We start from the raw sequence: 21354 nt of genomic DNA on the forward strand, positions 1-21354 counted from the left end.
AAAAGAAGGTCTTGGTAAATTATGGGAGGTTTATAAATGAATAAAATGATTAAGATTAGGAATGAAGAAGAAACAGATTATGAGAGAGTAGAAGAAATCACAAGGAAAGCTTTTTGGAATTTATATATTCCGGGGTGCATTGAACACTATTTAGTTCATGTTATGCGATCCCACAAAGACTTTCTGCCGGAGTTGGATTTGGTGATTGAAGTTGATAATCAGATCGTCGGGAATATCATGTATACTAAAACAAAACTAATTGATGAGTCCGGGGAAGAAAAAGACATCCTTACTTTTGGTCCGGTTTGCATTTTGCCAGAATACCAGAGGAATGGATATGGGAAAAAACTAATGGAGTATTCCTTTCAACAGGCGGCCGCACTTGGTTATGATGTGATTGTAATATTTGGAAATCCGAATAATTATGTAAGCCGCGGTTTTAAGAGTTGCAAAAAGTACAATGTCTGTCTTGAAAATGGGACATATCCGGCGGCAATGATGGTAAAAGAGCTCAAACCAGATGTCTTGGACGGAAGAAAATGGGTTTACTATCAAAGTCCTGTATTTGAGATAGATGAACAAGAAGCTGGGCGCTTTGACGAGGGTTTGGAAAGCCTGGAGAAAAAGTACCAGCCAAGCCAGGAAGAATTTTATATTCACAGCCATTCTATTATACAGTGAGTTTCAGGCTATACTTATTAGTCCAAAAGCGTTGAATGGGGAGTTTTGGGTGTCTTACGTTTTTATTATACCTTTCCGGCTGGATTACCGGCCAATGGCTGCCACCTGTTGAAGCCCTTTATTCAAGAACTGGTTTATAAGGTGAATCTGGCTTTTTTAAATAAATAGCTCGTAAATTCCAAGAATTACAATAATACATATTGAAATTATTTCTGAATATCCTGATAATTTATCAGGAATTACTTTTTCGCCAATGTAATACCCTATTGGAATAAATACCAGACTAAAAAGCAATGAGGATATAGGTGTCATGTAAATATTCAGACCGGTAATACCTGCACCTATACCTAAGCCAATATTATTTAAGCAGAGAATTATTCCCAAAATAATAGCTTCTTTAAATTCTATGGTTTTTGAGTCATTTGCATCTATTACGTCCGGACTTCTAAGTGTATTTTCATAGCGCTGAAACTCTGATATATTCTCATTAACTTCCCCGGCACCTTTCATGCTGTCAATATTTTTTCTCAAGAAATTTCCCAAAAGATACATGCCTAACAAAATCAGCATGCCGCTTCCTATGATGTTTGCCCACTGTAATGGAATTATTTGCAAAAGCACTTTTCCAAATAACATTGCTAAAAAGGTACCCAGGCCAGAAATTAAAGATGCAATAAAGTTATTAAAAAAATCAATTCTAACTTTTTTAGTTCCGTAACTCAGTCCTATGATAAGACTGTCAACGCTTGAAGAAATTGCAAAAAGGAAAATTGATAAAATGTGCATATAAACCCTCTAAAGTAAAGATAACATAAGATTATATTATGATATACTCTTTAAAAGTTTACTGAAATATATTAATGACTTAAATCAGAAACTGAAGGCTAATGCACATTTTTTTCCCTGTCATATATTTATGTTTGCTACGCATTTTAAAAGGACCTGCTTTAATTATGATAATATACTATGGATTTTGAATAATAATATTTAACCTCTCATAGAAAACTATAGGTATATATTGGGATTATGCTAAATTACAATAACTAAGGTCAAATTGGTATTATATGTGAAACAGTGAAATATTTATCATAAGCAGGCACTTTAATATTTTATTTTCATAAACTAACTAATGTAATATCATTTAAAGGTGATGAACGTGCGTTTTAACCTAAAAGAAACCATGTATCTTCTTACAGGATGGATTACCTTATTTATTATTGGCACTGATTTGTTTGTTATATCTCCTTTGTTACCGTTTATTGCTAAAGAATATGAAATAACTCCTTCTGTTGCAGGGTGGATAGTTGCCGTGTTTTCGCTTATGTATGCTATTAGTGCGCCAATTTTTGGGTGGCTTTCAGACCGCAAAGGCCGCCGCCTTTTTATTGTCTTCGGTTTATTATCATTTTGCTTATCCAATTTTTTGACAGCCATTTCTTCTTCATTTGTAATGCTGATAATCAGCCGTATTTTTGCTGGTTTATCTGTTGCGTCTATAACACCTTTAGTCTACGCAATTATTGGCGATACGGCATTGCCTGAACGTAGAGGGGCATGGCTTTCTGTAGTAGTATCCGGACATCTTATGGCTTTATGGGCAGGAGCACCTATCGGAACTCTGATAGAACAATTTCTTGGGTGGCGTTCTGTTTTTATATATTTAGCTGCAATTGCTTTTTTGATATCAATCTTAAACTTTAGGGTTTGGGCATCAATAAATAAAGTACATTCAGCAGAAGAACTGACAAAGGGCAGCCCCACAAAAATTATATTTGCAGTTAGCGCAACTACTTTTTGGGCAATTGCAATGTATGCTCTATATGTATTTCTTGGAACAGGATTGGTTTTATATAACCATTTTTCTTCAGGCGAACTTACAACTTCAATTGCTGCCTATGGTATAGGGGCTGTAATCGGCAGTTTATCCAGTGGGAGAGTTACTGATAAAATTGGTGCAAGAATGGTATCAATATTCAGTACATCCCTGCTTACCGGCATACTTGTACTATTAGGTATTTTCTTTTCATCAGGAACTTTGGTTTATTTTTTGTTGTTTTTGTGGGCACTTGTTGGATATACCTCCTTTACTTCATATCAAGCCCGTTTAGCCGCAGAATTTCCAGAAACCCGCGGGATGGTGCTTGCCTTAAACAACACAGCATTATATATTGGAATTACACTTGGTTCTATATTGGGGAGTCTTGTAATTGCAAGGTTGGGATTTTATATCCTTCCATTTATCTGCGGTGGAATAGCATTAATAGGCAGTTTAATATGCTCCATAAGGAAATAACATCGCAGTATGAAATAGTATCCAAAAATTTAAAACTGAACAATTTTTAAAATACCGTATTATTCAAAAAAGAATTTTGCGGTATTTTTAATTTCATTTCAAGGATATCGAGAAGGAGGCTATTTGGGGGTGGATTCTGCTTTGGCCGGTGGTTAGCCTATGGAAAGGAAAAAGAGGCTGTTTGTACTCTTGCTCTCTTTCATTTGGATGGTATCAGAAGGCCGGATAAAAATTGCTTGCCATTATTTGGTTAGTGCACATATCATTCTGTAAAAATATGGAATAAAATTGCCCCTGAAAAGGGGCAATACTTAAGCTATAGGATACCAAATAACAAAGAAAAAGTCTATTCTTTTTTTACTTTTTTCTTATACTTAAATTGAGAATACTAAATTGACAGACAAAGAAGAGGAGAGCAACTTATGTTTAACCCAAAGGAAACTGACGAAAGAAAATATCTTGATAAGGTATTGGAAAAGCTTGCAGCTGCACTTGAAAAGATAGAGCAAAAAATAACTGATTATTCCGGAGAAATATTAGAAATCAAGCGGTATATGTACGAAAATTTATCGCAGCTAGACTCTGCAGAAAAAGCAGCCAATAGGATAGCTGTTAATGAAAATATTAACTCCGGTGAACGGGCTGTTACTGAGCGGACAAAGCTTCAAAAGCTAATCCAGTCACCCTATTTTGGGAGAATTGATTTTGCCGATGGAAATGACCTAAAAGAGCAATCATTTTATATTGGCGTCCACGGTTTTTCCGATTCACATGCTGCCGACAATATTATCTTTGATTGGCGCTCACCTGTATCAAGCATGTTTTACGATTTTGAAACAGGTCCGGCATTTTATGAAGCCCCCATAGGAAAAATTGAAGGAACATTAGTCTTAAAGCGGCAGTACCGGATCAGGCAAAGTGAAATGGAATATATGATTGAAAGCTCCCTTAATATCGGCGATGAAATTTTGCAAAAAGAATTAAGCCAAAATTCCGATGACAAAATGAAGAACATCGTAGCAACCATTCAAAGGGAACAAAACGCCATTATCAGAAACGAAGCTGCAAAAGTATTGATTATACAAGGGGCGGCAGGCTCCGGAAAAACATCCATTGCATTGCACCGGGTGGCCTTTCTGTTGTACCGTTATAAAGAAACCCTGACATCCAATAACATTCTGATTATTTCTCCCAATAAAGTATTTGGGAGCTACATTTCAAATGTATTGCCTGAATTAGGGGAAGAAAATATTTTGGAAATGAGCTTTGAAGATATTACGGCAAGCATGATTGGGAAAAAGTATAAATACCAGACATTTTTTCAGCAGGTAGAAAGCTTATTGGATGATGAGAGCCCTGAAGCCATTGCCAGAATTAAATTTAAATCGACGAATAACTTTGTTGAACAACTCCAATCCTATCTGGAATATGCCGGGGATAAATATTTTGAGCCGGTAAACCTTGATTTTGGCGTTCTTTCTGTTTCAAAAGAAGACTTGCTTTTGCGTTATTATGCTTACAAAAGGCTGCCCATTAAAAAGCGGCTGGAGAAAATCGCCGATGATTTAATTGCAAAATGCAGAAGAGATGCTAAGCTTGCCCGTCAAATAAAAGGCAGCATTTTGAAGTTGTTTAAATTTTCCGATGCCGTATTACTGTATAAAAACTTTTACCGCCATATAAAACGGGAGGATTTATTTCAGTTTATCAGTAAAAATACATTTGAATTCTGTGATGTCTTCCCATTTGTATATACAAAAATGTATTTTGACGGGACAGGGCAGGACTATAAGGAAATACAGCACTTGCTGGTAGATGAAATGCAGGATTATACCCCTGTTCAATATGCGGTACTGGCAAAATTATTTTCCTGTAAAATGACGATTTTAGGAGACAGCAATCAAAGCGTCAATCCATATAGCTCATCAGCAGTTGAAAAAATACAGCCATACTTTGCCGGCTGTGATTTTATGGAATTGCACAAAAGCTATCGTTCAACAATTGAAATTACCGACTTTGCACAAAAAATTCAGGAAAATAAGAAGCTGATACCTATTGAACGGCATGGTGATAAACCAAGCATAACTGTATGCAATACGGAAAATGAACAATTTAATAAAATACAGAATGTAATTAATCAGTTCAAACAATCCGGCTATACCTCTTTGGGCATTATATGCAAGTCACAAAAACAAGCGGACCAATTATATAAAAAAGCCGGTGCTGTTTATGATGATATATCTCTGTTGGATTTTAACAGCAATGAATTTAAAGAAGGCATTATAATTTCATCTGTGCATATGTCCAAAGGGCTTGAATTTGATCAGGTAATTATACCTGATGCTTCAGATGATTGCTATAAAACACAGCTGGACAGAAGCCTCTTGTATATCGCCTGTACAAGGGCAATGCATAAACTGGATTTAACCTGTTACGGGAAGAAAACAAAATTTATATAATCCTTGCCGGTGAGCCTGCAGGCGTAATGGCGATGGAGTTTACCTCAAATGCTGTATGCTTTTTAATTTGCCAAATTTTAAGCTAGGGAATTACCCTGACCGATATGCCGGAGCGTCTGCTCGACAGGGTTTGGGGAACGCACCAACAAGCAGGCCGGAGCGGGTTTCCCGGCAGAAAAAACCAGCGGATGGCGGGTGCGTATATGTCATCCGCTGCTTGCCAGCTGATAATTGTTGATGTACGGACAGCTTTACTGTATGATTTGGTTAGTAAGATATGAGTATCATCACCAATCTCTTATTGTACAACTATAAAGAATTTCACATGGAGCGAGGGGCAGCCATGAACAACAATATAACCAACTCCGATTTTCAAGGTATATATTTCCCACGCCTAAAGAACGGGCAGGGTGGCATGATCCGCCGTATAGATAGTTCGTCCGGCGCTGGAGAGATGAATTGCTTTGATGTCGCTCCTGGCATTCAAATTTCATACAACGACCTCAATATGGATTCCTGCTTTCAGCCCATTAAGCCCCAGCAGGATTTTTTGCAGATTGATCATTGCCTGGAGGGGTGCTATGAATTTGAACTGGAGGGCGGCTCTGTCAGCTTTTTAGGAGAAGGCGACTTGTGCGTTACAAACCTGTGCCGGGACAAGCAGGTGTTTGTAAATTCCAGAATACCTCTGAAAAGATACCGGGGAATAACGGTCTTGCTTGAAATGGAAACGGCTCAAAACACCTTGAGGGCCGATTTCAGTCAAGCAGAAATAAATCTTGAAAACATCAGAGCCTCTCTATGCGGTGATGGCCGAACACTTCTCATTAAGTCCAAGCATGAAGTTGACCATATATTCAGCGAGCTTTATCGTGTGGATGAACGTATTCAACGACCATATTTCTGGCTTAAAATTGTTGAACTGTTACTGTTCCTGACTTTGTTGGATAGCCGTTCAATGCATCGGCCTCAACAGTTCTCGGAGGAAACTTCACAAAAAACCCAGGAGGTCTATCAATATATCATTGATAATCCCTTTGATAAAATGACGATTGCCGATTTTGCCAAACAATTTCATGTTGCGGAGTCCAGTATGAAGCGGTGCTTCAAATCCATCGCTGGTATTTCCATTGGAACCTTTATGAAAGTGAAGAAGATGGAAGCAGCGGCAGGGCTTCTCCTTTCGGAACAGAGACTTAGTATTGGTGAAGTAGCCGAAGCCGCAGGATATGAGAATCAAGGAAAGTTTACCGCTGCCTTTAAGTCTGTGCATGGTGTGACTCCACTGGCGTTTCGATACAAACATTGGTGAACTGATTGGATTAAAAATAGACCTGATTGGTCGTAGAACAAGCCCGAATCGTGTGTTAGTATTATTGGTGTGCCGGGGGCCAACATTAAGGAACCGCAAGCTGCGGCTCCTTTTTTTAACATAAGGTTAGCCATGTCTAACTTAATTTCGAGTGAGACGGGAAAGAAAGCGGTGAATTGCATTGGATACAGCCAGTATTGGTAAACGCCTAGTTAAGCGCTTACTGAACTTTATTATTGTGATATTTGGGGTTGTGACATTAAGTTTTTGTCTGCAGCTTTTTACTGGAACCGACCCCGCGGAAATGATTGTGCGAAAACAAAATGTATTTGCATCGGAGGAGCAAATCCAGGCAGTTAGAGAGCGGTTGGGATTAGACGCGCCTTTTCATGAAAGGTATTTGGATTACCTGTCCGGTGTGGTGCGGGGAGACTTGGGAACAGCAATTACAAACCGCAAACCGGTGATAGACAATATTATGGAGGTACTGCCCATTACCTTTTTCTTGATTGCAATGTCGATGCTTTGGGTTATGGTATTCTCCGTTTTGGTTGCCGCACTCTCCGTTATATTCAGAGGGGGGATATTCGATCATACCATTCGCATCGTCTGCATTATCGGTATATGTGTCCCCAGCTTTTGGCTTGCACTAATTTTGTTGACAGCCTTTGCCGTGGAAATTCCCATATTCAAAGTGATTTCAGACGGCAGTTTTAAGTCTCTCATACTGCCGTCAGTTGCCATGTCCTTTCCTATCACCTGTATTTCCATAAGGGTGCTGAGGGCTTCGGTGCTGAACGAACTAAAAAGTGATTATGTTCTTTATGCCAGGGCCAGGGGCTTCACAAACTACCAAATCATCTATGGAGAAGTTTTGAGAAATGCACTGCCGGCAGCAATCACCTTGTTTGCCCAATATTGCGCTGCCCTGTTTGGCACATCGGCATTGGTCGAAAGTGTTTTTTCCATACAAGGCCTGGGCATCTACTTGATGGAATCCTGCGAAAGCATGGACATTTACGGAATATCCGGCTCAATCTTAGTGAGTGCGGTGTTGTTCGTGTTGTTCAACACAGCGGCAGATATTCTTTCCGGGCTGATCTGCCCTGCATACAGGAGGCGGCGGGTATGAGAAAAAATAGACAAGTCATTGCAGGGCTTTTACTTATTGCTCTGTTTGTTGTCATTGGCCTGTCTGCGCCGGTTTTGGCCCCCAATGACCCGAATATCACAGACCTCACCTTAAAAAACGCCTCACCTTCTGCTGAATATCCTCTCGGCTGCGACAACATGGGGCGGTGTGAGCTTTCAAGGCTCATTTATGGCGCACGGTATTCCCTGGGACTTACCATTCCTGTGCTTATTGTGCTGGCAGCGGTGTCCTTGTTTATCGGTTCGTATTCCAGCTATAAAGGCGGGATAATTGATGAAATTATCAGGCTTTTGTGCGATATTCTCATGGCCTTCCCATTAATTGTAATTGCCATGGCCCTTACATCCTCCATTGATAATTCTGTGGCCAGCATCATCGCTGCGATAGGAATATCCATGACTGCGTGGTTCATGCGCATGGTTCGCTCCTATGCCAAAACGGAATGCGGAAAAGAATATGTGGAGTCTGCCCGTATTGCCGGAGCTTCCAGCCTGCGCATTGTGGTACGGCATATTATCCCTAATGTGCTGCCCCAGTTTATCGTATATTTTACAACAGGAATCGCATCGGCAATCCTGTCGGTTTCAAGCTTCTCCTTCTTAGGGGTGGGGCTGATAGCAGGAACACCGGAATGGGGCGCTATGCTCAACAGCGCAAGGAACAGCATTTACACCAACCCCGGCTTGATTGTTTATCCCGGCATCTGCCTGATTGTATGCTGCGCAGGCTTTAACCTTCTTGGTGAGGGGCTGCGGGACTCAATCGGAAAGGGGGAACGGTCCAATGCCGCTTGATGTTCGTAATCTGACCATTTCCTTAACCTCCGGCGAAAAGATGGTTGACAACATTTCTTTTAGCATTGCCAAGGGGGAGATGCTCTCCATCGTCGGCAGTTCCGGCGCAGGCAAAACGACAGTCTGCCGGACCGTTATGGGATTGCTGGATACAAACTATATCATCCAGGGCAGGGTTGATTACAGCGGTGAGAATTTGCTGGCTCTTGCCAAAGGCCGATTGCAGAAGATTTATGGGAAAGAAGTCTGTTACATACTGCAAAACCCTATGACAGCCTTTAATCCGTCTGTTCGGATTGGAAAGCAGCTTGAAAAGACGTACCTTAAGCATAATGATGATATTTCAAAAACTGAGATTTTTACCCAAGTGGAGCCTATCCTGAGGCGCTTGGGAATGGAGGATACCAAACGGATTTGGAAAAGCTACCCCTTTGCCCTCTCGGGCGGGATGCTTCAACGAGTTATGATTGCAGCCGCCCTTATGAATAGCCCACGCCTCTTAATCGCCGATGAAGTGACAACGGCCATTGACGCCTGCAACAGAATGGGGCTGATGAAGGAATTGCGCAAGCTCTGCGACGAGGGTATGTCGGTTCTGTTCGTAACCCACGATTTGCGTTCAGCGGCTAACTCAAATCAAATTCTGATTATGAACCATGGAAAAATGGTGGAATACGGCAGTACACAGAAGATTATGGAAAGCCCCAAAGAGGACTATACAAAATATCTGCTTGGAGCCTGCCGCCTGGAAAGGAGGGAACGGGCATGATTGAAGTAAAAAATTTGAGCTGTACATTTTCTTATGGCATGGCGTCAACACAACTGACTGCCGTATCTCCAATTACAGTTAGCTTTCAAAGCGGCAAGCGGTATGCCATTGTAGGAGAATCCGGCTCCGGCAAAACCACCTTGGCCAGGATGATTGCAGGGCTGCAAAAACCGAGCTGCGGGAATGTTTATGTGGATGGAAATCCGGTCTATACCAAGGCCGGAAATGATCATTTTAGAAAAGTGCAGCTGGTACAGCAAAATTCAGCCTCAGCCCTTGACCCTAAAATGACAATAGGAAAATCTATTGAAGAACCCCTTGTCTGCTTTTTGCGGTTGGACAGATTGGAGCGCAGAAAACGGTGCGGAAAGCTTTTAGAGCTTTGCAACCTCCCGCCGGGTTATTATAACAGGCTCCCTTCCGAGCTGTCGGGCGGAGAACAAAAAAGAGTGGCGATTGCCAGGGCGCTGGCGGTGGAGCCTGATTGCATGATTTTTGATGAAGCAACCAATGGGTTTGACTTGCCGCTGCGGAAGAAAATCATAGAAGAAATTCTGGACTTACAGGAAAGCCTTGATTTTACTTTGATATTTATTACCCATGACATGGAATTAGCCGTTGCAGTGGCCGACGAAATCATGGTAATGCAAAACTCTGTTTTAGTGGAGCATACGCCTTTTTCGGGAGACACTTCGGTTTTTCATCATGAGTACAGTAAGATATTGCTTTTCGCAAGCGGTCTTACATAAATCAAATTTATTATGGAGGAATGTTGAACATGAAGAAGTTACTTGTAATGCTGCTATCAGCCGTTATGATAGTTTCCTTAGCAGCCTGCTCAAATGGGGAGAAGCCATCCTCCTCCGGTACAGGCGAGCCGCAAAAAATACACTTGAATTTGCCTGAAAGCTGGGGCTTTGAATCCTTCTATCCCATCATCACCCCGGAAAACTCGTCCAGCGGATACGGTATTACCTATTATCTCACCAGCTTTTATGACACGCTGGTAGATTACGACCAGAATGGCAAAATGGTGGGTTCTTTGGCCGAGGAATGGTCAATGAATGAAGATGGCACGGTTTACACATTCAAACTCCGGCAAGGGGTGAAGTTCTCTGACGGAACAGGCCTGACCTCGGAGGATGTGGTAAAATCCCTGCTGGCTGTTCCGGTTAACCTGGGCCAATACAACGGCGGTTATGGAAAGCTCTCTACAATTATTGCCGGTGTGACGGCCACTGATGAATATACGGTAGAGCTGCATTTGACCCAGCCCTATTACAGCACCTTGCGGGATTTGTGCCTTCCCAATCCCTTCGCCATTGTTTCCGGTGATCAGTTGAATGACGATTTGACGGTGAAGGAAGGATTTGCGGCCTCTACTTATGGAACGGGACCGTATGTGTATCAGGGAGATGGGGATGGTAAAACCTACTCCTTTGCCCGTAACCCTCACTATTGGGGAGATGCTCCGGATGTGGACAGCTTCTCTATCAAGGTCATTCCAGATAATGATGCGAAGGTGCTGGCGCTTCAAAATGGAGAGCTGGACTTTATTTCAGGTATCACTAAAATATCTTCCGAAAGCTATGCGCAGATGAATGACAGAAATGGGTTTGGAGCTAAGGCAGACGCTAAAGCTACACAGACCTATTATATGGGCTACAATCTGAGCAGCCCCATTTTCGGAGATCAGGCGGTGCGGGAGGCAGTCACAACCGCCATTGATAGAGAAAGCGCCGTCAATCAGATTTTTGGCGGACTTTATGAGAAGGCTGACACCTTCTTTGCCAAATCCCTGCCCTACTGCGGTGCAGAGCAGAAGGTCTATAGGTTTGATCTGGACAAGGCCGCTGCATTGCTGGATAGTGCCGGATATACCGATAGGGACGGCGACGGAATCCGTGAAATAAATGGAATCAGGATGTCTGCGGATTTTGCATATCAGACTGATTCTGTTGCCAACGATGACATGGTGGTCTATATCTGCGATCAGCTTAGAAAGATTGGAATTGAACTTACTCCCAAACCGGCGCCTATGATGGATTGGTTCGCTATGGTAACCGGCGGGAATTATGGAGTTACGCTTTTCAAAACACAGGGCGGATATTACGATCCCGCAAATGTAATCAGCAATATGGACCCCAGTATGTCGATGGACCCGATTGTAATGCAGATTGGGGCATATCTCCCGGGAGGTGCAAAGTTAATCCATGAGATCAACTCGTCTCCGGATGAAGGCCGAATCCGGGAGATTTACAATACCATTTTAACCACCATGGCGGATAATTGTCTGACCACACCTATTTATTACACACACCAAGTTGTGTTGTACAATGACAAAGTGGCTGATTATACTTTCCCTGGCGACGCCAACTTTACATCCGTACAAAATATTACCCTCAAATAGCAAAAGGAGAAAGGGCGGGTGTCATGCCCGCCATTTCTATATTTTCGCAGGAAGCCTCCGGTTTCAATTAAGATGACTGCTTCGTATTATTATACAATTTTGAATTAATCTTACTATACAATATTATCACTTGATTCCATACCTTCTAATAAAAATTTTCTATCAAAAGTTTCTCATTGTTTATATATCAACAACGTTGGAGTTACCAATTTAGGCTATATTTATGCATCGAAGTATAGATAACAAGGATAATATGATATAAAATTAATAAAGATAATATTTGCAACCTTTATCATTCTGCTAAAATACTCTCTATGATACTTTCTAATGCCTCATGATTTTCAATCATTGGCATATGACAGGAATCTTCGACAAATCTGAAGTCTATTTTTGCAACAATATCATCATCAATACATAAATCACTAATCCTATTGGTATAACATCTTTGGCCCCTATCTCCATATATTCCATAAATTTTAGAATTTATTTTCCTAATATAATCAGTATAATCGAACTCCTCCTGCAGTACCTTTTTTAAATTCTCATTATAGTATCTTGCTTCTTCCTTTATCATAGAAATAATTTTTTTACCATATTGCTCCATATTGGAAGGCAGCATCAAGTTTCGGTAAAAGTTCTTAGCAGGTTTCAAATTGGACTCTACAAGAACTACTTTGTCACATCTTAACCCGAAATCTGCAACCAATTCTAATCCTATAATTCCCCCCATACTATGTCCGAGAATAAAATCAAACTTCTCACTTCCATGAATAGTGTATATCCACTTAGTAATATCTGAAACACAGTTTGCTTTTTCTGTAATATTGTGCGGATATTCTACAAATGTAACATTATGTACTGTTAACTTATTCTTTAGCGTATCCCACACATCAAGAGTGCAGTTTGCACCATACAAAACCAATCCTCGCATAAGAAAAACTCCTTATTCCATTTTTTTAACCGTTACTATGCAAAATAATACAATTTTGAATTAACCTTACTATACGATATTATCACTTGATTCCATACCTTGGAATAAAAATTTTCTATCAAAAGCTTCTCATTGTTTATATATCAACAAAGTTGGAGTTACCGATTTAGGCTATATTTATGCATCGAAGTATAGATAACAGGGATATTGAAATCCGAGCAATTTTAAAATACCGTATTATTCAAAAATGAATCTTGCGGTATTTTTAATTTGCTTTACAAGTGCATTGATGAGGAATTGGTACTGTCTGAACCGGCTGCAAAATTATCACAGCTAACCGCAGAAAGGGATTTTTTTTATACAGTTTTCTGCTTTTTATTCCGCATAATGTATTTCATGGCAGCCACCGGCGGCATGTCTAACCTAATCTCCGTTAATGAGATTTACAGGTATTTTGCTGTTACACTGCTGCTTGTTTCAGCTAATTCTTTGGGAGTTCCCGTAAAAATAACCTCCCCGCCCTTTTCGCCCCCTTCCGGGCCAAGGTCAATAATCCAATCGCTGCTTTTGATAACTTGCTGATTATGCTCTACTACCACCACGGTATTGCCGGCTTCCACCAGACTATTGATAAGCACAAGAAAATGTTCGATATCTTTTGGGTGCAAGCCGGTCGTCGGCTCGTCTAACAAATACAAATTTGTTTTCTCCGTGCGGGCTCCGATTAACTCCTTAGCAAGTTTAAGCCGCTGCCCCTCGCCACCGGACAAGGTAGTCAGCGCCTGCCCAAGCTCCAGATATCCAAGTCCCACATCTTCAAGCAGCTTCAAAATTCTTATTGCTTTTTTATGATTTTTGAAAAATTCAGCTGCTTCTTCGACGGACATTTTCAAAACATCTTTTATTGAAAGACCCTCATATTTAACAGAGAGGATACCGCTGTTAAACTGGCTTCCGTTGCATACGGGGCATGTCACTTCAATATTGGAAAAGAACAGCATATTGCTGTCAACATAGCCCAGCCCTTCACAGTTTTCACATCTGCCGCCGGGGGTATTAAAAGAAAAGTGCTTTGCAGTTAACCCGGCTTTTTTTGCATCATCTGTTTTGGCAAATATGTTTCTTATTTCAGAATACACCTCCGAGTATGTCGCAACATTGGACCGCTTCATTTTCGTGATTGCCGACTGCTCAATTTCAACCACCTTTGAAAATTGTTCAAGTCCAAATACACTATTGTTCTGTGAATTTAAATTCCCTTTTGCCAGCACTTCAAAGGCCAGGGTTGACTTGCCGGAGCCGGATGGCCCGGTAATGGCCGTCAGGCAGCCGACAGGAATATCAACGCTTATATCCCTTAAATTAAACCTGCCGGCATTTTTTATATGAATTGCCCCGCCGGATCCCTTTCTGAAAATTGATTTACCTGGGGGCGGATTTCGAAGATATTCGCCGGTTGCAGAAAGGGGGTGCCGCTTTATTTCTGCCAGTGTTCCGGCAGCCACAACTTCACCGCCATATTTTCCCGAACCGGGTCCCATGTCCACAATATAGTCGGCGGCAGTCATTACATCAACGTCATGTTCGATAACAAGCACGGTGTTTTCCAGGTCCCGCAGCTTTTGAAGAATTGTTACCAACCCTGCCGTATCTTTTGGATGAAGCCCAACTGTCGGTTCATCCAAAATGTAGATTATGCCGGACAAATCCGAATCCAGAACTGCCGCAAGGCGCAGGCGCTGCAGCTCGCCTCCCGACAAAGTGACCGTTTGCCGGTCAAGGGAAAGATAACCAAGCCCCACGTTTATAAATCTTTTGAGTTTTGTTTCTATATCAAGCAGATAAGCCCTTACAAGCTCAAACTGCTTTTCTGATAACGAAGCACCCAGTTCTTCAATCCAGCTGCATACTTTTTCCAGCGAATAAATTGAAACTTCCGGCAAACGCATTCCCTTTACGGTAACATTGCGGCTCAATTCGCACAGGCGTTCACCATTGCAGCTTGGGCAAACTACGGTGTCAAAATATTTGCCTAGTTGGCTTGTATCTCCATCTTTCTCTGACAGCCGCCGCCGCAATATGGGAAACACGCCTTCAAACCTGCCCGAAGCAGCTGTTTTAGGGGGAGTTATATTGGGGAAAGCGCTTTTTACATTCCCGCATTCAATGCCTTCATACAAAATAGCTTTCTGTAGCTCACTGTATTGCTCCACAGGCGTATCCGGCACGGCGGGAATTCCATAATGCTTCAAGGCAGCATAAAATACAGAGATTTGATAGTTACCGTATTTCTGATCCCAATACTGTATGGCGCCATCTTCCAAAGACAGCTTTTCATTTACAACCTGATTTTTATTTATCCCGTGGATTTTCCCCAATCCCTCACAGTCCGGGCAAGCCCCTTCTCTTGTGTTGAAAGAAAAATCCGTGCGGGTAATTTTATCCATTCTTTTGCCGCATTCACTGCAATACATGTAAACATGAAAATCGTCGCCTGTCTTTTCCGTTTCTTCCTTGCAGTCTGCGGAAGAAATGCTTTTGCCGCAATGGGGGCATGTCCGAACCCCCAGCTTTTCATATACCATACGTAAATCGGTATAGATATCTGTCATTGTTCCCACAGTTGAGCGGGGATTTCTGTTTGCATCTGTTTGTGAAATTACAATGGCAGGTGAAAGGCCCCGGATACGTTCCACCTTTGGTTTGTGGATTCCCTGAAAAGACATGGCCTCCAGATACTGCCTCTGGCATTCGTTGAAAAGAACATCGACGAGTAATGTTGATTTACCGGAGCCGGAAAGCCCGGTAAATACCACCAGTTTATTCTTGGGTATTTCCAATGAAATATTCTTTAAATTGCCTTCGCCGGCTTTCAAGATTTTTATGACTGACATATAATACCTCCTTGTAAAATCCCCTTCTATATATATTGTATAACATTATTGCAACTATTAAGGTTTCCGGCCTGATACAAATTATACTTAAGGTATTATTGAAAATAACCTTACATATATAGTATAATGTTTTCATTTGTATAGGGGTGATAACTATGGCAATCCGTCCGGTGGATATAGCCCGCAGATTAAATGTCAGTACGACGACATTGCGGGTATATGAAGATATGGGGCTGGCGCCTAAACCAAACCGTACTTCGGCAGGATACAGGGAATATACGGAGGAACATGCCGCTTATTTTGTATGCGTAAGAGAAATGCTCCCGGCCTTTGATTTGACTTTCATCAAGTCAGTTTTGAAGAAGGTTCAGAATAAGGATATTGATACTGCCTTTCAGCTCTTAAATGGCGCCCAGGCAGATTTGTGGAATGACAGGCAAATTGCAAAGAAATTTTCCGGTATGTTAACTGATAGACGCTCCGTCCCTGCTTCAAAAAATAACATGATGATAAAGGAAGTAAGTAAAGAAACGGGTATTCCGGTTACTACCATCAGGTTTTGGGAGAAAGCCGGCTTAATTTTGCCATTGCGCAATCCGGCAAACGGGTATAGGTTTTATAACGGTATGCACATAAAGCAATTGCTGACCTTATACGCAATAAAGCTGTCTGTAAAGACACACCGGGGAAAGCATTTTATAAGCGCAATGGAAGAAGCTTATAGGAATTTTGACATCTCCAGCCTTGAACAAATCCATATAGTTATCGAAAATATTAACGCGCGGATAAACAAAATAAACCGCCTGCAAATGAAGGCTGCTGCGGCCCTTTATTCTCTCTGCCAGCAGGTTGAAAGCGGACGGTTTCAGGCTTTCTGTTAAACCCGCCACGGCCAGCGAAACGGGATACGGTATAGTATAATGCAGGTTTATTTATATTGTTCCTGTATATCCTGCGCCATCCTGCGTATATTTTCCCGCATTTCCAAAGGCTGTATAACTTCAGCTTCCACGCCCAGCCCCATAAAAAAGCGGCTGGCATAATCAAAGTCTGAACGGTCTATTGTTTGATTGATAAACCCGCCCGCACCATCAGTATTACTACAAATGCTTGTTTCAAAATATGGATTATCTTTGCAGGAAAGCATCCCTTGGTCTGATAACTTCACATATAAATGAACAGGTTCCTTTACTTCATAGGAATGGAGTATATCATATAGTGTTGTATCAGGATGAGAGTACTCCTTTTCTGAATCGCTGATCTCTAAAACTCTGTCTACCCTAAACATGCGCATTTCTCTACTTTGCCAGTCATGAGCGGGCATATACCATACTCCATGATTTGCGTACACACCGATGGGCGCGATTGTCCTGGATGTAACTTCTCTTTTTGATTTATATTTTATATCAATTATCTTTTTCTGCGCCGCTTTTTGTATGGCTGTTTTCAGAAGCGGTGTATCTGTATCCCGCTTATGATTCCAAAACAGCAAAGTGGATTCTAAATTTCCCACATGCTTTTTCACATCATCCGGCAGCCGCACCAGCAGTTTCCTGGATACCGATTCAATATCCACTTCAAAGGGCAGGGACTTAAAATATTTCAAAGATTGAAATGAGAAAAAGATAGCAAGGGCTTCATCTTCATTAAAAATGATGGGGGGCAGCACCCGGCTGGATAAAATACGATAGCCGCCGTTTCTGCCCGGCTCTGTATATAACGGCACGCCCATTTCTTCTAATTCCAGCAAATATCTGTGTGCCGTCCGAACGGAAATATCAAACTCCCGGGCAATTTCGTTTGCCGTAAAGCTTCGCTTTGTGTTTACATAAAGCAGCAAGTCAAACAGTTTTGTGGTTTTACTCATTTTTTCCCGCCTCCTCAATAAACCATGACATGTATTGGCATGGTTTTATTGTACAATCAGCGTGAGAACAAATCAAGATTGGAGGTAATATCATTATTACGAATGAAATTATTATCACAGGGGCAAAAGAAAAAAGCTTAAAAAATGTAAGCATATCCATTCCCAAAAGTAAAATTACATCCGTTGTCGGCGTTTCCGGCTCCGGAAAATCGGCATTGGTGTTTGATACCATTGCGGCAGAATCACAAAGACAACTAAACGAAACCTACTCCAGTTTTATCAGGAGCCGCCTGCCCCGTTATGGAAAGCCTGATGTGGAATCCATACAAAACTTGTCTGTTTCCATCATTATCAACCAAAAAAGACTTGGTGACAACAACCGTTCCACAGTTGGCACGGTCACAGACATTTATAGCTTGCTGCGGCTTTTGTTTTCAAGAATAGGTACTCCTTTTGTAGGATACTCCGATGTTTTTTCCTTTAATAATCCGCAAGGGATGTGCAAGGAATGTCAAGGCCTTGGCGTTGTACAGGATTTTGACATCGGCCGATTATTGGATAAGGAGAAATCCCTCAATGAAGGGGCTATCCGTTTTCCTACATTTTATCCCGGCGGTGTCCGGTGGAAACGCTATATACACACTGGACTTTTTGACAATGATAAGAAACTGAAAGACTACACACCGGACGAACTTGATACTCTGCTTTACAAGTCCGGGTTCAAGCCTGCAAATGCAACGGGTGAATGGCCGCCCACCTCGAAATATGAGGGAGTAATACCGCGTATCAAAAGAACATACCTGTCAAGAAACTGCCGTGACGCAAAACGGTATCAAGCAGATATAAACCGGATTGTGATAGAAAAAGTTTGTCCTGCCTGTTCCGGCAGCCGGCTGAACCCTAAAGTATCCGGTTGTAAAATCCATGGGAAAAATATTACGGATTGCGCCAATATGACGATTACGGAGCTAATTGCTTTTATAGAGTCTATCCATGTCAGCCAGGTTGATACCGTAATACAGGCTATTTTACAGCAGCTTGCCTTTGCGGAAAATGTAGGCCTTGGATATTTAACGCTAAACCGGGCCACTTCGACTTTATCTGGGGGTGAATCACAGCGTATCAAAATGATACGGCAGCTGGGAAGCAGTTTGAACGGGTTGATTTACATTTTTGACGAACCAAGCATAGGGCTTCATCCGGCTGATATTCACAAAATCAACCGCTTGTTTGTCAAGCTTAGAGATAAGGGCAATACAATTCTGATTGTAGAACACGACCCGGATGTTATTCAGATTGCAGACAAAATAATTGAAATGGGGTCCCATTCGGGGAAAAACGGAGGGGAAATTATATTTCAAGGGGATATAGACACTTTTTATACAGCATACACCTTGACCTCAAAATATATACTGCAAAAACACAGTATTAAGAGCAGCAACAGAAAGCCAAGGGGCTGGCTGGAAATTAACAATGCTTCCATGTTCAACCTTCACAATATAGATGTACGGATACCTAAAGGAGTATTAACTGTGGTAACCGGTGTTGCCGGTTCCGGAAAAAGCACTTTGTTTGATAGAATACTGACGCAGCGCTATCCCGAATGTGTTGTTATCGACCAAAAACCGGTTACAACAAACCGGCGCTCGAATATCGCTACCTTCACAGGCATCTTTGATAATATCCGGGATTTGTTTGCACAGGAGAATAGTGTGGGCAATTCGTGTTTCAGCTTCAACTCAAAAGGAGCCTGCCCGAATTGTAAGGGTCTTGGTTTAGTTGAACTTGATCTGGCTTTTATGGAAAGCGTAACGGATATATGTGAGGTTTGCGGCGGAAAGCGCTTTACTCAACGGGTGCTGAAATATCTGTATCATGGAAAAAACATTAATGAAGTGCTTAATTTAGATGTGGATGAAGCGGCAGGCTTTTTTACGGAACCGGCTATTATTGACAAGCTAAAACAGCTGAAAAAGGTTGGTCTGGGATATTTAAGCCTGGGACAGTCTCTTACCACACTGTCCGGAGGCGAATTGCAGCGGCTTAAATTAGCCGCGGAATTAGAACGGCAAGGGAAAATATATGTATTTGATGAACCGACGACGGGACTTCATTTTTCCGATATAGAAACCTTGCTGGCTGTGTTCGCGGAATTACTGTACAAAGGCAGCACCCTTATCGTCATTGAACACAATTTAGAGATGATTTGTCACGGGGATTGGGTGATTGATTTAGGCCCGGGAGCAGGGGAACAGGGCGGCAAGATTATATTTGAAGGCATACCGCAGGAGCTGCTTAATTGTAAACAATCCGTTACAAGTATTCACCTGAAACAGTATTTAGGCAGTCAAACATAAATATTTGGACAGCAAATGCAGTGTGTCAAATGCGACAGCCCCTTGTCTTTTTAGACATCTTACTTGGCAGTGCCCATAAACAGTTTAGTTTTATACTGCTCTTTAGATGCTGCAAATCAGCAGGAGCAGCTTCTACCGGCGGCTGAAAGCAAAAAAAGACCACCTGTAAATTGATGGCGTTTTGTTTACTTCGGTACCAAAAGGTACACCTTTTGATACCTGAGTAAATCAAAGGACCTGGATGCCCCTATGATAATGCACCAATGAAAAGATATTTTAATACTTTAAAAAATGAATTAATATATCATCACTATTATCATAATGATGAAGAACTCAATGAATCAGTAAATTATTTTTCATATGTGTGGTATAACTATGTAAGGCCTCATTCATTTAATGAAGGATTAACACCATTTGAAGCAAGATATAAAAATTAAAAATATTAGGTCAAGGTGTTACAAAAAAGCTTGACCACTGCACTCAGAACTTAGAGTGAGCGGAAGCCGTAAGCGGATAGCTCTAAGCAGTAGAAGCGAAAAGTTGGAGCTAGTGGTACACAGGCTTAGATGCTCCAAATGCAACCGGATACATCATGAACTGCCTGATATACTTGTGCCATACAAATGGTATTTCTCTTTTAGCCATGGAAGCGCATCATCTACTAACATTCCGTCAATGCCAGGCGCTCCGTTGTTGTTCTTAACCTGTTTGTATGCCCTGTTAAAGGGTGTAGTTTCCACATTTACATGTGAATACTACACCCTTTCAATTTTCTAAGCCCTGAGGGAGACATTTTCAGTGACCTCCAAATTGCCTCTCTTTTCGTGGTAATGTATATAATTTTTCTGTTTTCTGTTTTTCCAGGTTAATGTAAAATATCAAATTATGCTTCTATTTTATCTTTTTTATAAATCCTAACATATTAAGAAGAAGACCTGTAAAAAAGAATAAATATCCTATTCCAATAACTACAGGGGCATCTTTTGCATTTACAGTATTCATATGAACCCATATAGAAATGAATCCCCCTATAAATGTAAGTTCAAATCCTAAAAGCATAATCTGAATTGGAGTTTGGCTTTGAGACAATTTATATATAGCAATACTTAGAACAATGCTTATTATCATAAAAATTGATAAGTTCATATTTACCACTCCTAAATTTAAAAAATTGTAATATTATTATATTTCATAATAAAAGTATATCTTATATTTAATTGCGCCTCAATTATCCTTGAGATTGGAGCCATACCTGTTGCTATGTTAAGGCAAAGTGAAGTTTCTCCATACAATTTTAATACTGTATATACACCTTTAATGCGGCCTGTTTTTGGTGCAACCGTCGAGCCGCGTTTGACGGCAGCTTCATAAAGAGAAGTGCATTCAGAAATGTGTTCTTCGATTAATTTTATATACTGTTTTATTTTAACATGT

Annotated in this window: 17 protein-coding genes and 2 pseudogenes; 13 read left to right on the forward strand and 6 right to left on the reverse strand. The window is 41.2% G+C overall.

What is annotated here, in order from left to right; translation table 11 throughout:
• Positions 1–36 precede the first annotated feature (36 nt).
• Entirely contained in the window at positions 37–681 is a 645-nt protein-coding gene (locus OXPF_RS09590; protein WP_054874993.1) for a GNAT family N-acetyltransferase, read from the forward strand.
• A gap of 156 nt (positions 682–837) precedes the next feature.
• On the opposite strand, the gene ytaF is transcribed toward OXPF_RS09590, so the two are convergent.
• The gene (gene ytaF, locus OXPF_RS09595; protein WP_054874994.1) at positions 838–1467 is read right to left on the reverse strand and encodes a sporulation membrane protein YtaF; all 630 of its coding nucleotides are present in this window, start codon (positions 1465–1467) and stop codon (positions 838–840) included.
• Between the two features lie 394 nt (positions 1468–1861).
• Here ytaF and OXPF_RS09600 point away from each other — a divergent pair, with 394 nt between their 5' ends.
• From OXPF_RS09600 to OXPF_RS09635, 8 genes are all read left to right on the forward strand, one after another.
• Positions 1862–2974 (forward strand): MFS transporter, encoded by a 1113-nt coding sequence (locus OXPF_RS09600; RefSeq protein WP_242854383.1) that lies wholly within the window; start codon positions 1862–1864, stop codon positions 2972–2974.
• 422 nt (positions 2975–3396) lie between these two features.
• On the forward strand, positions 3397–5433 hold the full coding sequence (locus OXPF_RS09605) for a HelD family protein (RefSeq protein WP_054874996.1): 2037 nt from the start codon (positions 3397–3399) through the stop codon (positions 5431–5433).
• A 454-nt stretch (positions 5434–5887) separates the two neighbouring features.
• Positions 5888–6745: a helix-turn-helix domain-containing protein gene (locus OXPF_RS09610; RefSeq protein WP_242854378.1), complete on the forward strand. Its 858-nt coding sequence runs from the start codon at positions 5888–5890 to the stop codon at positions 6743–6745.
• Between the two features lie 181 nt (positions 6746–6926).
• Positions 6927–7877 carry an ABC transporter permease gene (locus OXPF_RS09615; protein ID WP_201779701.1) on the forward strand — a complete coding sequence of 317 codons (951 nt, stop codon included), beginning with the start codon at positions 6927–6929 and terminating at the stop codon, positions 7875–7877.
• Positions 7874–8692, forward strand: a complete 819-nt coding sequence (locus tag OXPF_RS09620) for an ABC transporter permease (protein ID WP_054874998.1) — start codon at positions 7874–7876, stop codon at positions 8690–8692. The genes OXPF_RS09615 and OXPF_RS09620 overlap by 4 nt, the downstream gene beginning before the upstream one ends.
• Complete coding sequence (locus OXPF_RS09625) at positions 8682–9461, forward strand: ATP-binding cassette domain-containing protein (protein WP_054874999.1); 780 nt, start codon at positions 8682–8684, stop codon at positions 9459–9461. The genes OXPF_RS09620 and OXPF_RS09625 overlap by 11 nt, the downstream gene beginning before the upstream one ends.
• Entirely contained in the window at positions 9458–10210 is a 753-nt protein-coding gene (locus OXPF_RS09630) for an ABC transporter ATP-binding protein (protein WP_054875000.1), read from the forward strand. Before OXPF_RS09625 ends, OXPF_RS09630 begins: the two co-directional genes overlap by 4 nt.
• Before the next feature lie 29 nt (positions 10211–10239).
• Positions 10240–11871 (forward strand): nickel ABC transporter substrate-binding protein, encoded by a 1632-nt coding sequence (locus OXPF_RS09635; RefSeq protein WP_479724482.1) that lies wholly within the window; start codon positions 10240–10242, stop codon positions 11869–11871.
• 292 nt (positions 11872–12163) lie between these two features.
• Here the strand turns inward: OXPF_RS09635 and OXPF_RS09640 are convergent, their stop codons facing one another.
• Together OXPF_RS09640 and OXPF_RS09645 are read right to left on the reverse strand one after the other, a co-directional pair.
• On the reverse strand, positions 12164–12802 hold the full coding sequence (locus OXPF_RS09640; protein ID WP_054875002.1) for an alpha/beta fold hydrolase: 639 nt from the start codon (positions 12800–12802) through the stop codon (positions 12164–12166).
• 443 nt (positions 12803–13245) lie between these two features.
• Positions 13246–15696 (reverse strand): ATP-binding cassette domain-containing protein, encoded by a 2451-nt coding sequence (locus OXPF_RS09645; RefSeq protein ID WP_054875003.1) that lies wholly within the window; start codon positions 15694–15696, stop codon positions 13246–13248.
• Between the two features lie 155 nt (positions 15697–15851).
• On the opposite strand from OXPF_RS09645, the gene OXPF_RS09650 reads away from it, so the two are divergent.
• The gene (locus OXPF_RS09650; RefSeq protein WP_054875004.1) at positions 15852–16577 is read left to right on the forward strand and encodes a MerR family DNA-binding transcriptional regulator; all 726 of its coding nucleotides are present in this window, start codon (positions 15852–15854) and stop codon (positions 16575–16577) included.
• A gap of 47 nt (positions 16578–16624) precedes the next feature.
• Here the strand turns inward: OXPF_RS09650 and OXPF_RS09655 are convergent, their stop codons facing one another.
• Complete coding sequence (locus tag OXPF_RS09655) at positions 16625–17563, reverse strand: helix-turn-helix transcriptional regulator (protein WP_054875005.1); 939 nt, start codon at positions 17561–17563, stop codon at positions 16625–16627.
• Positions 17564–17652: 89 nt separating this feature from the next.
• Between OXPF_RS09655 and OXPF_RS09660 the strand changes: the two genes are divergently transcribed.
• The 3 genes and pseudogenes from OXPF_RS09660 to OXPF_RS23630 all read left to right on the forward strand — a co-directional run.
• On the forward strand, positions 17653–19920 hold the full coding sequence (locus OXPF_RS09660; RefSeq protein WP_423230578.1) for an ATP-binding cassette domain-containing protein: 2268 nt from the start codon (positions 17653–17655) through the stop codon (positions 19918–19920).
• Between the two features lie 239 nt (positions 19921–20159).
• A pseudogene (locus tag OXPF_RS21730) lies at positions 20160–20357 on the forward strand (integrase core domain-containing protein); the annotation flags it as partial.
• Between the two features lie 55 nt (positions 20358–20412).
• Positions 20413–20496, forward strand: a pseudogene (locus tag OXPF_RS23630) (hypothetical protein); the annotation flags it as partial.
• A 14-nt stretch (positions 20497–20510) separates the two neighbouring features.
• On the opposite strand, the gene OXPF_RS23635 reads toward OXPF_RS23630, so the two are convergent.
• Positions 20511–20660: a hypothetical protein gene (locus tag OXPF_RS23635; protein WP_423230579.1), complete on the reverse strand. Its 150-nt coding sequence runs from the start codon at positions 20658–20660 to the stop codon at positions 20511–20513.
• Positions 20661–20811: 151 nt separating this feature from the next.
• Complete coding sequence (locus OXPF_RS09665) at positions 20812–21066, reverse strand: hypothetical protein (RefSeq protein WP_054875007.1); 255 nt, start codon at positions 21064–21066, stop codon at positions 20812–20814.
• Between the last annotated feature and the right edge of the window lie 288 nt (positions 21067–21354).

The organism is Oxobacter pfennigii, from assembly GCF_001317355.1.
Classification (GTDB): domain Bacteria; phylum Bacillota; class Clostridia; order Clostridiales; family Oxobacteraceae; genus Oxobacter; species Oxobacter pfennigii.